This is a genomic window from Citrobacter sp. wls716 (assembly GCF_005280975.1).
Taxonomy (GTDB): Bacteria; Pseudomonadota; Gammaproteobacteria; order Enterobacterales; family Enterobacteriaceae; genus Citrobacter; species Citrobacter youngae.
Map to the genome: position 1 here is coordinate 88738 of NZ_SZWX01000017.1, position 13825 is coordinate 102562.

A 13825-nucleotide genomic window follows, 5' to 3' on the forward strand; every position below is an offset into this window, starting at 1 on the left:
GGGGCATATGGCTGGACGAATTCCACGCGTATTTATCAATGACCTGCTGGCAAGAACCGACATCGTCGATCTCATCGACGCGCGGGTAAAGCTGAAAAAGCAGGGCAAAAATTATCACGCGTGCTGTCCGTTCCATAACGAAAAAACCCCCTCTTTCACCGTAAACGGTGAAAAACAGTTTTATCACTGCTTTGGGTGTGGCGCGCACGGCAACGCCGTCGACTTTCTCATGAACTACGACAAGCTCGAGTTTGTGGAAACCGTCGAAGAACTGGCCGCAATGCACAACCTTGAAGTGCCCTATGAAGCAGGCAGTGGCCCCAGTCAGATAGAGCGCCATCAACGGCAAAGCCTTTATCAATTGATGGACGGCCTGAACACTTTTTATCAACAGTCTTTGATGCAGCCCGCCGCTACCCCTGCGCGCCAGTACCTGGAAAAGCGAGGATTAAGTAGCGACGTTATCACCCGTTTTGCTATTGGTTTTGCGCCCCCCGGCTGGGACAACGTCCTGAAACGGTTTGGCGGTAATGCTGAGAATCGCAAATCGCTGGTCGATGCGGGGATGTTGGTTACCAACGATCAGGGACGCAGTTACGATCGCTTTCGCGAACGGGTGATGTTCCCCATCCGCGACAAACGTGGTCGGGTCATTGGTTTTGGTGGACGCGTGCTGGGCGATGCCCTGCCGAAGTATCTGAACTCCCCGGAAACCGATATTTTCCATAAAGGTCGCCAGCTGTATGGCCTTTATGAAGCCCAGCAGGATAACGCCGATCCGCAGCGCCTGTTAGTGGTAGAAGGCTATATGGATGTGGTGGCGCTGGCGCAATACGGCATTAACTACGCCGTGGCATCCCTTGGGACATCCACCACCGCAGATCACATTCAGCTGTTGTTCCGCGCGACGAACAACGTAATTTGCTGTTACGACGGCGACCGCGCCGGGCGCGACGCAGCATGGCGCGCGCTGGAAACCGCACTGCCCTATATGACAGACGGACGCCAGCTACGCTTTATGTTTTTACCTGACGGCGAAGATCCCGATACGCTGGTGCGCAAAGAAGGGAAAGAGGCCTTTGAAGCCCGGATGGAGCAGGCGCTGCCGCTCTCTGCGTTTTTATTTAACAGCCTGTTGCCGCAGGTGGATTTGAGTACCCCAGATGGACGCGCACAGCTCAGCACGCTGGCATTACCACTGATTACTCAGGTACCAGGCGAAACGTTGCGCATTTACCTGCGACAGGAGTTGGGAAACAAGCTCGGCATTCTGGATGACAGCCAGCTTGAACGTTTAATGCCAAAACTGGCAGAAAATGGGGCTTCCCGCCCTGTTCCACAGCTAAAACGTACGACCATGCGTATACTTATAGGGTTGCTGGTGCAGAACCCGGAGCTTGCCCCGCTGGTTCCACCGTTAGGCGCACTGGATAGCAATAAGCTGCCTGGACTTGGCTTATTCAGAGAACTGGTCAACACTTGTCTGGCTCAGCCAGGTCTGACCACCGGGCAACTTTTAGAACACTACCGTGGCACAAATGATGCTGCGACCCTTGAAAAACTGTCGATGTGGGACGATATAGCAGATAAAGATATCGCGGAAAAAACCTTCACCGACTCACTCAACCATATGTTTGATTCGATGCTTGAACTGCGCCAGGAAGAGTTGATAGCTCGTGAGCGCACACACGGTTTAAGCAGCGAAGAACGCCGGGAACTCTGGACGCTGAACCAGGAACTGGCCAGGAAATAAGAGAAAGACAAAATCACTCGCGTTGTATCAAGGCAGCAAGTAAACGAACTCAGCTAACGCAGAGACAACGTGAAGGATGAAGTATTTAACGGCTTAACTGCCGAATATCGATCGGGAAGCCCCCGACAGCCGCACGGAGAGGCAGCGGCAAAATATAAGTATGCCCTCGTTTTGCCGTTGGCGGTTTTACCGCCCAACACCAATCAAACGAATTAAGTGTGGATACCGTCTTATGGAGCAAAACCCGCAGTCACAGCTGAAGCTTCTTGTCCAACGTGGTAAGGAGCAAGGCTATCTGACCTATGCCGAGGTCAATGACCATCTGCCGGAAGATATCGTCGATTCAGATCAAATCGAAGACATCATCCAAATGATCAATGACATGGGTATTCAGGTGATGGAAGAAGCACCTGATGCCGATGATCTGCTGCTTGCTGAAACCTCCAACAGCACCGATGAAGACGCGGAAGAAGCGGCTGCCCAGGTTCTGTCCAGCGTTGAGTCCGAAATCGGCCGTACAACTGACCCGGTCCGCATGTACATGCGCGAAATGGGTACCGTTGAACTGTTAACCCGCGAAGGCGAAATCGACATCGCTAAACGCATCGAAGACGGGATTAACCAGGTTCAATGCTCCGTTGCCGAATACCCGGAAGCTATCACCTACCTGCTTGAGCAGTACGATCGCGTTGAAGCTGAAGAAGCACGTCTTTCCGATCTGATCACCGGCTTTGTCGATCCGAACGCGGAAGAAGACATGGCGCCAACGGCGACGCACGTCGGTTCTGAACTCTCTCAGGAAGAGATGGATGACGATGAAGACGAAGATGAAGAAGATGGCGACGACGACAGCAGCGATGACGACAACAGCATCGACCCTGAGTTAGCGCGTGAAAAATTCGGTGAACTGCGTACTCAGTACGAAATCACTCGCGACACCATCAAAGCGAAAGGCCGCAGCCATGCTGCCGCGCAGGAAGAAATTCAGAAGCTGTCCGAAGTGTTCAAACAGTTCCGTCTGGTGCCGAAGCAGTTCGACTACCTGGTAAACAGCATGCGCGTCATGATGGACCGCGTGCGTACTCAGGAACGTCTGATCATGAAGCTCTGCGTTGAGCAGTGCAAAATGCCGAAGAAAAACTTCATCACCCTGTTTACTGGCAACGAAACCAGCGAAACCTGGTTCAACGCGGCAATCGCGATGAACAAGCCGTGGTCTGAAAAACTGCACGATGTGGCAGATGACGTTCACCGCGGCCTGCAGAAACTGCAGCAGATTGAAGAAGAAACCGGCCTGACCATCGAGCAGGTTAAAGATATCAACCGTCGCATGTCCATCGGTGAAGCGAAAGCCCGCCGTGCGAAAAAAGAGATGGTTGAAGCGAACTTACGTCTGGTTATCTCTATCGCTAAAAAATACACCAACCGTGGCCTGCAGTTCCTGGATCTGATTCAGGAAGGTAACATCGGCCTGATGAAAGCGGTTGATAAGTTTGAATACCGTCGTGGTTACAAGTTCTCCACCTATGCAACCTGGTGGATCCGTCAGGCGATCACCCGTTCGATCGCGGATCAGGCGCGCACCATCCGTATCCCGGTACATATGATTGAGACTATCAACAAGCTCAACCGTATCTCCCGTCAGATGCTGCAAGAGATGGGCCGCGAGCCGACGCCGGAAGAACTGGCTGAACGCATGCTGATGCCAGAAGACAAGATCCGTAAAGTGCTGAAGATCGCGAAAGAGCCTATCTCCATGGAAACGCCGATCGGCGACGATGAAGATTCGCATCTGGGTGATTTCATCGAGGATACCACCCTCGAGCTGCCACTGGACTCTGCGACCACCGAGAGCCTGCGTGCCGCAACGCACGACGTTCTGGCTGGCCTGACCGCCCGTGAAGCGAAAGTTCTGCGTATGCGTTTCGGTATCGACATGAACACCGACCACACGCTGGAAGAAGTGGGTAAACAGTTCGACGTTACCCGTGAACGTATCCGTCAGATCGAAGCGAAAGCACTGCGTAAACTGCGCCACCCGAGCCGCTCAGAAGTACTGCGTAGCTTCCTCGACGATTAATCGTTTCTGTTATTAAGAAGCTCCCTCCGGGGAGCTTTTTTTTGGGATTTTCCGCAGTGTACAAAAATTGGTAGGGGGCATCGCCTATACATGCAATTGTAAATGATATTTATTTTCATTATCATTTTTCTTTTCGTAAACAACTGTAAAGAAAAATGACATGAATTTAAAAACATTAAAAAATCAGTCCCTCTGCGCGCTTGCGATTTCACTGGCACTTTATGCCGGTTCAGCCCTGGCAAAAGACTTTACTGAGGATCAGTTCGCCTCTCAGACGCTTGGTCATGGCGTTTACGAACTGGCTTATGACGCCGGACAACAGGCTATCTATGCAGCCTCTGCCCCCTCTTTCGACAAAGATAAAACCGCCGGTGAAGTGTTCCTGTTTTCAACTGAATCATTAAAAGTCGATGAGCGGATCGCCACCGAACGCCGTCCTTTTGCGGTCTCACTGGATGAACCTAACCACATTCTCTGGCTAGGTAATGCGCTGGATGGCTCACTGACCCTGCTGGATACCCGTACCCATAAAGAAGTGAAAATGCTTCAGCTTGCAGACGAAGAAAATAAAGCCCACGTTCGTGAAGTGGTGCTCGACAAGAAGCACCACCGTCTGTATGTCTCCGGTATTGGCAGTGAAAATAAAGGTGTGCTGTGGGTTGTCGACACGTATAACCAGAAACTATTACACGCCCTCAAAGGGATGGATCCGGTCGGTTTCGCCGTTGATGAAGCTGGCGATAAAGTTTACGCCGTCACTGGCAAAGGCGAACTGGTTACCCTGGATGGCAAAACGTCGCAGGTTCTGTCGCGTGTGAAGGTTGACCCCTCCGAGCCGAAGCATTACTTCCTGAACATCGCGTTGAACACGGCCAAAGGCGTCGGATTTATCGCCGATACCAACACCGCCGACGTGCTGGTAGTCCAACTGGGCAGCGGTAAAATTGTTCACCGCGTTCCCACGCCAAACTCCATCGCTGCGGTCTATAACCCTGCCCGCAACGAAGTGTATGTTACCCATCGCAATGCCCGTCAGATTAGCGTTATCGATGCCAACACTTACAGCCTGAAGCACACCATCAAAACGGCAGCAATGCCAAACAGCATGGTGCTTTCTCCTGACAGCAAAACGCTCTTCGTTAGCGTGAAGCAGGATGAAAAAGCCAACAAGGCTGACTATGTACTCAAGCTCGATTTAACCCAGTTCTGAGGAATGCGTTGTGATTAACCAGACTCGTACCGCGCTGGCGATTTCGCTCGCCCTTGCCAGCCTCCCGGCGACCGTTTTCGCCGAAGAAACCACACCAGATAATGAAGATCAACTGGTGGTCACCGCCACCGGTTTCGCACAGGAACGCCGTGAGGCACCGGCGACCATCTCCGTCGTCGGCGAGAAAGAACTGAACACCCGCTCTAACCAGAACGTCACCGAAGCCCTTCGCGAGATGCCCGGCGTATTGGTGGGTAATGGCAACGGTAGCCTTGCCACAGGCGATGTGCAGATGCGCGGCATGGACTCGACCTATACCTCCTACATGGTCAACGGCATCAAACAAGGCACCCGCGAATCGCGTCCTTACGGACACCATATCGGGACAGAGGCTGCCTTTTTACCGCCGCTTGCTGCTATCGAGCGAATCGAGGTGATTCGCGGACCGATGTCCTCACTGTATGGCTCTGACTCCATCGGCGGCGTGGTCAACGTCATCACCAAAAAAGGCTACAACCTCGATAAATGGACAGGTGTGCTGGAAGATAACTACTTCCTGCAAGAGAAGAGCGAGTACGGTAACACCAACCAGACCAATGTCTTCCTGATGGGGCCAATTATCCCCAGCAAGCTCGGAGTGAGCGTAGCGGCGGATTATCTTGATCGCCGTGATGACGACAGCATCTCCGATGAGCGCTTTGTGAAGCACCAGGCTGGCAATCTGGATGCCACCATCAACATGTCGCCGACCGACACCCAACTGTGGGATTTGAACGTCGTCAAAGGGCATCAGGTAAAATCACACAATGATAAAGCCTGGCAATGGGACTTTGACCGCGATGCCGCTTCACTTGCGCAGCATGCCTGGTACGGCGACGATCTGCTGGAAGTGAAGAACTTCATCAGCTACGAAAACGCTAAAACCGAGTATCGTGTGCCGGGCATGAGTTCGCAGTTCATTAAGCAGAAAAACTATGAAGCCAACAGCGCGAACACCTTTACGCTGGGCGACCACAAGCTGACGCTGGGGATCAACTTCACCCGTAATGAGCTGGACGACACTTTCGGCATCGAAAACAAAGAAGTGCCGGGCATAACGCCTGTCAGCAAGATCACCCGTGACGGCTGGGCCATCTTCGCGGAAGATGCCTGGATGATGGTTCCGGACTTCACCCTCACCACCTCGGCGCGTCTCGATCACGACAGCTACTTTGGCTACCACGTCACGCCAAAACTCTACGGTAACTGGACGATTGACGAAAGCTGGGCGCTGAAGGGCGGCGTATCGGCGGGCTATAAAAAACCGGACCTGCGTGAGAACAATGAAGGTTTCACCAGCGTCTACGGTTCGTATCCGTATTCTTTCATTGGGATCGGCAACGATGACCTGAAACCTGAGCAGAGCGTCAACACCGAGCTGGGCGTCTACTGGCAACAGGACACACTGGCACTGGATGCAACCGTGTTCTTCACCAAATTCAAGGACAAGATCAGCGACTACACCATCTGTACCGCAACGGCCACGCAGAAGTGCATTTACAACGGGTATGAAGCGGAAGAAGTCTCGCAGTATTTCAACGTCAGTGACGCGGAAATCTATGGCCTGGAGCTGAACGGCGACTGGCAGGTCACTACCGCGCTGAAAGCGAACGCGAACTACACCTATACCCACAGCGAGCAAAAGAGCGGTCAGTACAAGGGAGAGGCACTGAACGAGTTCCCGACGAGCATGGCCAACCTGTCTCTGACATGGAATGCACTTAACGATCTTGAACTGTGGAGCAAAGCCAGCTGGCGCAGCAATACGCCTGACATCGGCAAATCAACGTCAACCGACGCCTATGCGCTGGTCGATTTAGGGGCACGCTACCATCTCAACAAGAGCATCACATTGATGGCGGGGGTTTATAACCTGTTCGACGTGAACCCAATCTACAAAACGTCCTATAACCAGTCTTCCATCGTGGAAGGACGCCGCTACAACATGGGCGCACGCTTCGAGTTCTGACAGTGACGCCGGAGCCTAAGGCTCCGGCAGTTACAGGCCGCGCGCCTTCAACGCCACATTCACTTCCCGATACGCCTCTACCAGTTTATCCAGCGTGATCCGGCTTAACCCGCTGGGATTCGGCAATACCCATATTTGCGTCGCGCCAATGGTCAGCGTCTGTTTTCCCCACTGCGCCCCACGCTGGCTAAGCCCCTGCTCAAATGCCTGCTTCCCGAGGATAGCGAGCGCGGCTGGCTGATACTCTTCTATTTTCTCAATAAGCAGACGACCGCCGCTACGCATCTCTTGTAGCTTTACCTCATTGGCTTGCACCGTTGGTCTGTCGACAAACTTAGTCACGCCGCAGCGGAAGTCCAGCAGATGCTGTGCCTCTTCAGGTTTAAGCTGGCGATCGGTAAACCCCGCCTGATGGATAACCTTCCAGAAGCGATTAGCGGGGTGTGCAAAGGGGAATCCTGTACCTGCGGAAGATAACCCCGGATTGATGCCGCAAAACACCACCCGCAGCCCCGGTGCCAGTATGTCCTTAACCATAATTACTCCGAACAATACATCAGAGGAACAAGTATAACGGACTGAAAATACATTGTTTATAAAAACAGCATCCGTACGCTTATGTCTGGATTGCAACGCGGAGTTACTTTATAATCCACCGCCAAGGCCCCTTAGCTCAGTGGTTAGAGCAGGCGACTCATAATCGCTTGGTCGCTGGTTCAAGTCCAGCAGGGGCCACCAAATTTCAAGGACTTACGTGAAAATGTAAGTCCTTTTTCATTTCTAGGATACCTATAGGATACTTGTGCGAAGTATCAAGTAATATTCATTCGTAGATGCTGTTGTTGAGAAGGGCGCATGAGTCTACTGGCGATAGAAAACGATGAATTACCTTTTTTGCGTATGTTGCTGTTTAGCTATTTCCATGTTTCCATTATGGTGTTGATTTCGGACTGACGTTCTGGCCATTTTTTGAGCACGTGCGATTTACAGAACGATTCTGTGGCAAATTTGCGATAAGGGTTTATAGCGATTTTAGCTACATTTTTAATATAATCACATTTCTTTTGGGGGATTACATGATTGTAGGTTTATGCAACTTTGATTATCAATCTTATTTTACAGATGATGGCTTACCACTTGAACTTTCATTTGAAGAGATAAAGACTGAACTACTTGATGTGACTGTAAGATGCTCAGGATTGCCTTTATTGAAAGAACAGGAGAGTGGAGACATTTACTTCCCAACTAAAAGTAAAATGATCATCCACTATCATGTGAAAGAATCCTTGAATGGAGATGAGAGAACTATTTATATTGCTCCACGCGAAGACAGAAAAGATAAAAGATATAAATTTTGTGAAGGTTTCAATTTTTCATATTCCTCTATTGATTATGAGTTCATACCGGGATTGTACAGAGAATGGAATGATGGATTCCTCACTCCTGTTTTCTTTGATATCTCAGTCCTTAATAAATATTCACAATCGCCGGACTACATACTCGATCTCTTTTCCTCAACGTACGGAAACATAACTAGTAAAAATGATGAATGGATCATCAGTTTTGGAATTAACAAAAATAAGAAAGTCATAATGTGGCTAGGGGATATTGACAAACTTCCAGAAAAGGAAAAATACTACTTACTATCAGAAAACGTTGAAAGTGATCATTCTATACATTCGGAGTTTTACAACGCGCAAATAGATGTCAAGTGGTCTGACCCTAGTATTGAGAATGAGGTTTTCGAACTAAGAAAAAACATATCAGATAAAGCAAACTTTAAGCACGGCCACCCAATGAACAAACTAGAGGGTGAAATATCTAATATTATAAGCAACTTAGATAAGCCAGTTTATTGGGAAGATAAGCATATAAGTCCAATAATAGAGTCCCTCAATAGAATTTTCATTGAATCCCTGAACGTTGAACTTTTCAAATCAAGCATATCAAAACTAGAAAATAAAATTGACATAAAGAATCTTAAGGGTCTTAAACTTTATTCATTATGGTTAAAGGAATACCTTAAGATGGATGATGCTGATAAAATAATGTGTCCATTCTTCGTGCTATATGACTTTAGAATAATGGTATGTCACTTACAATCAGAACAAAGTAAATCAGAACAACTAAAAAGCATAAACAAAAGATTAAATATTGATGAGGAAAACTGCGACTACGAAATAATTTATGAAAAACTTTTCGAACAGCTAAAAGACTCTCTAATCTCTATTGACGATAAGATTTAACTACTTATTGCGCACATTTAAATTTGGAAAAATTCGTGTGCGCATTTTATAGCATCTCAAGCCTAAAGCGTATCCAGCGAAAACTTTTCGATAAAAACAAAACTATCGTATCCCATATCCTGTAAATAGACCCGTTTTAGTTCCATGCATTTTTCGAGATCCCGGCTAAATAATGGTGCTGTCGGTACTCCTCTAGCGTCATATTGTTCAGTGATTCATGAGGGCGTTCACAGTTATATTCTGACACCCATCTTTCCGTGATTTCCCGCACTTCATTCAGCGTTCTGAAAAGATAAAAATCGAGTATTTCTGTACGGTATGTTCGGTTAAAGCGCTCAATAAAAGCGTTCTGCGTCGGCTTACCCGGCTGAATAAATTCCAGTTTTACTGCATGTTGCTCTGCCCATTCAGCCAGTGCAAGTGAGATAAATTCCGGACCATTATCCATGCGTAGCATGACCGGATAACCGCGATTTGCCGCGCTCCTGTCGAGTACACGGACCACGCGCAGAGCTGGCAGATTCAGATCGATTTCAATCGACAACGCCTCACGGTTAAAGTCATCAACGACATTGAACGTGCGAAATGACGGCCACAGATCAGGCATCAGGCATCAGGCATAAAATCGACAGACCAGCTCTGGTTCAGCGCTTCCGGTGTGGCCAGTGGCGAGGGATTACGCACCGGCAACCGTTGTTTGCCTTTACGGCGAAAATTCAGCTTCAGCAGACAATAAATACGATGGATCCTTTTGTGATCCCACGGGTATCCCTACCGCCGTAGAACCTGGAAAAGTTTTGGGAAACCGTACCGTGGGTATCGCTCTGCCACTGCCTGCAACGCGACAATAACGGGTTCGTCACGCGTGGTATCCGGACGGTAATGGTAAACCGTTCTGCTCAGGTTCAGACTCCGACAGGCCTGGCGAACACTGAGTCCGAATGTCGTTATCAGATGAGTGACCAGCTCACGCTTAAAGGCTGGTTTTAAAGCTTTTTTCGATAACCTCTTTCAGCGCCCGGTTCTCAAGACTCAGGTCGGCAAACATCTTTTTGAGGCGTCGGTTCTCATCCTCAAGATCCTTGATCTTTTTAATATCAGAAGCCTCCATGCCACCGTATCTGGACTTCCAGTTGTAGTAGGTGGCTTCAGAGATACCGGACTCCCGGCAGATATCTTTAACGGTTCGTCCGGCTTCAACCGACTTAATCACGGCGATGATTTGGTGCTCAGTAAAACGGGCTTTACGCATAGCGTTCTCCTTCGTTGGCAGATTGATTATGTCGGAGGATCTCTAAATATGAATGGCACGATTATGCGGGATACTTACAAAATCAGCCCCGGCAAAATCACCTATATCAAAACCAAGGGCAAGAAGAACCGCGCCGTTCCAATCAGTGATGAACTTTACGAAACACTTCCAAAAGTAAGAACTTCGAAACCAGTCTTTAAGGGGTGCTATTCTGCGTTTCGTGGGGCTATTAAGCGAGCGGGGATAGAACTACCTGACGGGCAGTTGTCACACGTATTACGACATACGTTTGCAAGCCACTTTATGATGCGCGGGGGCAACATTATTGTTCTGCAGCGCATCTTAGGACACACGGATATTAAGGTCACAATGAGGTATGCTCATTTCGATCCAGAACATTTAACAGAAGCAAAATACCTCAATCCTTTGACAACAACTTCTTCATATTTTCACTTATATGATATAACACCTAATGCGAGCCCATTCTTTATATAGACTCTCCCACTCATTTTTAATTGGCTAGAGCCGAAAAATAGCTTATCTTCTACTTTAATTCGTTGTCCATCTCGAGTGGTTGTTTGAATAGCAGTTCTATTAACTAACTCGTTAATTTCAATAGATGACAATTCATCATCAACAGACAATAAATGATCGACATTCTGATTAACTATTTTATTTAATAGGTTATTTTCCACCCCAATGAAAAGTGACAACCCCTCTTGGAGATAAAAAAAACGGCCTCCAATTTTCATTTCCTTGCTATCATGGTAGTACGAACGAAAGAAAAATGTCGGCTCATTGCCTGAGGCATAATTGAAGCGGGGTCTATTTTTTGGCTTGAGTTTCTCCAAGGACTCTAAATCATATTTAAATTCACGAATAGACTCAATTCGATCCATCAAAATATCAATTAATTCTGATGATGGAGCTATGACACGAAGAATCTCATAGTAATATGAAAGTCGGTTAGTCACTCTCAAACGTTTTAAATCAAAATTTCCATCATTACCTGGCGGATCGAGAAGGTAGCATGTTAGATTAGAAGTGTCTATCGTGGTAATCGAACCATAGTAATATTTCCCTTTTGCAGATTTTTTGTTTTTCTTTTTTTCAAAAATACTATTACTAGGGGCAGATAAATTTATATCAACAGCAGATGTGCCTTTTGCCTCTAACTCAATCAATCCAGTATCCGATATCGCAAGACTGCAATCAAGGGTTTTTTGTTTATTACTTTCCGGTATAAAACTCCAGTCTGCACTTTGTATATTAAAACAATGAGAGATTGCCAGCATACCAACTGACTCACCTATATGCTCAGTTATCGTTTTATCTAGAGCAATATTTCTTAATTTGAATAGTTGATTATTTTTAATATCGAAATGCATTCTAAGTTCATTTGACTTAGAAGGAATCATTTCAATGAAATCTTCTTTTTCAATCCCATAACGCTTGTTGTGAAACAAATAATATTCTAAAAAATCATGTCCATCCACAACAAGACCATCTGATACTAATTTTTTCATACGTTCCACTACATCGGATGGGTATTTTCTTTTATTACAAAGTGATTTTTTATGGGTTTCATCAAAAAATTCAATCTTGATGTTAATTTGAGATTTAATTATTTCATTTAAACTATTCATTTTAACTGTGCTGTATGTTGTTTTTTAGTAAGGAATCGAAAAAAACAATTAACATATATCAAAATGTTATGCAATAAAATTGCTAACAAGCCTATAAAAATTGGCAGTAAAATGGCAGCAAAACTATCTACTATGCTTACGTATTCCGCATTATTCAAATATGTAACGCATTGAAATAAAAGTAAACTATTGTTTTTAAAGTTTCAGGTTTGGGACTCATAATCGCTTGGTCGCTGGTTCAAGTCCAGCAGGGGCCACCAAATTTCAAGGACTTGCGAGAAATCGCAGGTCCTTTTTAGTACCGATTATACCTCCCATAAGTTACCCCCAGTGTTTATGCATTTCAGCCAATGCCATCTGGCCCATGTTAATCCTCCCCTCAACCTCCGATAATCGTCACCCAAAAATCAGGAGGTAAAATATGACTCTAAAACCAGGTGAGAACTCCGGTAACAACGGAGGTATCTATGTGGAGGTCGGGCCACGCGGTGGGGTAAAAGATAACTTTGCCACTATCGCAGACAACAAAACCGCACCACCAACGCAAAGTCCTAAAAGCCACTGGGTGCTGGCAAAAAGAACACCCAACAGTAGACGTAAGTAAGAGCACCCGGCGCCACTACAGTTGGCGCCTATTGCTCACAACACGTCCGGTGCTTTGCCGCCAGGCAAGCATTGTGCAAGATATTCAGTGAGGAAATCGATGCAGGTTTTGATACGATCAGAGCTTGATGAACGCCGGGTATATACGGCCCAGATATTCGCTTCCTGATACCACTGGGGTAGCACGTGAACCAGCTCACCGCGTGCAATATACTGCGCAACATCCCATTCCGACCGCAATGTAATGCCATGACCTTTCAGTGCCCAAATGAGCACCACGCTGCCGCTGTTGGAAGAATGAAAACCGTTTAGTCGGCAATGTGTCTGCTGCCTGCCATCCGTTAATATCCAGTTGCCAAATGCCGAGTTTTTTTCCTGAATCATCAGGCAATCATGTTGCACAAGTGCACTAACAGACTCTGGTTTACCGTGGCGTTCGAGATACTCAGGGGAAGCACAAAGGATCCGGCGATTAGTGGCCAACTGCCGTGCGATATACCATTCATTGATGTCATCCCCAACGCGAATCTCAATATCGACGCCCTCCTCCACAAGATCCACTTCACGATCCGTTAGCGTGAGTTTTACCGTGATATCAGGGTAGGCGATCATAAATGACGACAGCGCCTCTGCGACATATTGTTGCCCAAAACCAAATGAGCAGTTGAGGGTGATATTACCTGCCAGCACGCCTCGTTGATTATCCAGACGACTGACAAAGCCATCCATTTCACTGACGACCTGCATCGCCCCATCCAGCGCATTTTCGCCTTCCGGTGTGAGACGCATCACTCTGTTATTACGGAAAAAAAGCCGGACGTTGAGGCATTTTTCAAGGATAGCGATGCGTTTGCTGATATAGGAGGGGGATAGCCCTAGCTCCAGCGCTGCCCGGGCAAATCCACCGTTGCGGGCAACGGTGACAAAAACGAAAAGATCTTCAACAGAAGGCCAGCCCTCAAGGGGCTGGCGATGCTTTTTACCTACAGGCGTCGTTTTCATAACATCGCAGCGAGATGACGGAAAA

The 13825-nt window shown here is 47.6% G+C and carries 9 protein-coding genes, 1 tRNA gene and 3 pseudogenes; 8 read left to right on the forward strand and 5 right to left on the reverse strand.

Annotation, left to right across the window (positions count from 1 at the left end):
- Window positions 1–7: 7 nt before the first annotated feature.
- Together dnaG and rpoD are read left to right on the forward strand one after the other, a co-directional pair.
- Complete coding sequence (dnaG, locus tag FDX24_RS01765) at window positions 8–1753, forward strand: DNA primase (RefSeq protein WP_048213264.1); 1746 nt, start codon at window positions 8–10, stop codon at window positions 1751–1753.
- A gap of 232 nt (window positions 1754–1985) precedes the next feature.
- Window positions 1986–3833 (forward strand): RNA polymerase sigma factor RpoD, encoded by a 1848-nt coding sequence (gene rpoD / locus FDX24_RS01770; RefSeq protein ID WP_003024699.1) that lies wholly within the window; start codon window positions 1986–1988, stop codon window positions 3831–3833.
- Here the strand turns inward: rpoD and FDX24_RS23780 are convergent.
- A complete protein-coding gene (locus FDX24_RS23780) occupies window positions 3830–4009 on the reverse strand; it encodes a hypothetical protein (RefSeq protein ID WP_108361461.1) in 180 nt (59 codons plus the stop codon). The two genes, rpoD and FDX24_RS23780, sit on opposite strands and share 4 nt — an antisense overlap.
- Between FDX24_RS23780 and FDX24_RS01780 the strand changes: the two genes are divergently transcribed.
- Both FDX24_RS01780 and FDX24_RS01785 read left to right on the forward strand, forming a co-directional pair.
- Window positions 3994–5043, forward strand: a complete 1050-nt coding sequence (locus FDX24_RS01780; RefSeq protein ID WP_048218613.1) for a YncE family protein — start codon at window positions 3994–3996, stop codon at window positions 5041–5043. The genes FDX24_RS23780 and FDX24_RS01780 overlap by 16 nt on opposite strands.
- Window positions 5044–5053: 10 nt before the next feature.
- Complete coding sequence (locus FDX24_RS01785) at window positions 5054–7051, forward strand: TonB-dependent receptor domain-containing protein (RefSeq protein WP_106875579.1); 1998 nt, start codon at window positions 5054–5056, stop codon at window positions 7049–7051.
- A gap of 30 nt (window positions 7052–7081) precedes the next feature.
- On the opposite strand, the gene mug is transcribed toward FDX24_RS01785, so the two are convergent.
- Window positions 7082–7588: a G/U mismatch-specific DNA glycosylase gene (gene mug / locus FDX24_RS01790; protein ID WP_048218614.1), complete on the reverse strand. Its 507-nt coding sequence runs from the start codon at window positions 7586–7588 to the stop codon at window positions 7082–7084.
- Window positions 7589–7713: 125 nt separating this feature from the next.
- Between mug and FDX24_RS01795 the strand changes: the two genes are divergently transcribed.
- Both FDX24_RS01795 and FDX24_RS01800 read left to right on the forward strand, forming a co-directional pair.
- Window positions 7714–7789 (forward strand) — tRNA-Ile (locus FDX24_RS01795).
- A 338-nt stretch (window positions 7790–8127) separates the two neighbouring features.
- Window positions 8128–9297: a hypothetical protein gene (locus FDX24_RS01800; protein ID WP_137363734.1), complete on the forward strand. Its 1170-nt coding sequence runs from the start codon at window positions 8128–8130 to the stop codon at window positions 9295–9297.
- A gap of 136 nt (window positions 9298–9433) precedes the next feature.
- Here FDX24_RS01800 and FDX24_RS01805 read toward each other — a convergent pair.
- Window positions 9434–10549: pseudogene (locus FDX24_RS01805) on the reverse strand (IS3 family transposase).
- 78 nt (window positions 10550–10627) lie between these two features.
- On the opposite strand from FDX24_RS01805, the pseudogene FDX24_RS01810 reads away from it, so the two are divergent.
- Window positions 10628–11044 (forward strand): annotated as a pseudogene (locus FDX24_RS01810) (tyrosine-type recombinase/integrase); the annotation flags it as partial.
- Here the strand turns inward: FDX24_RS01810 and FDX24_RS01815 are convergent.
- Window positions 10999–12195: a hypothetical protein gene (locus FDX24_RS01815; protein ID WP_137363735.1), complete on the reverse strand. Its 1197-nt coding sequence runs from the start codon at window positions 12193–12195 to the stop codon at window positions 10999–11001. The pseudogene FDX24_RS01810 and the gene FDX24_RS01815 sit on opposite strands and share 46 nt — an antisense overlap.
- 421 nt (window positions 12196–12616) lie before the next feature.
- Between FDX24_RS01815 and FDX24_RS01820 the strand changes: the two are divergent.
- A pseudogene (locus tag FDX24_RS01820) lies at window positions 12617–12890 on the forward strand (cytoplasmic protein).
- On the opposite strand, the gene FDX24_RS01825 reads toward FDX24_RS01820, so the two are convergent.
- Window positions 12835–13800 carry a LysR family transcriptional regulator gene (locus FDX24_RS01825; protein ID WP_137363736.1) on the reverse strand — a complete coding sequence of 322 codons (966 nt, stop codon included), beginning with the start codon at window positions 13798–13800 and terminating at the stop codon, window positions 12835–12837. The pseudogene FDX24_RS01820 and the gene FDX24_RS01825 overlap by 56 nt on opposite strands.
- Window positions 13801–13825 lie beyond the last annotated feature (25 nt).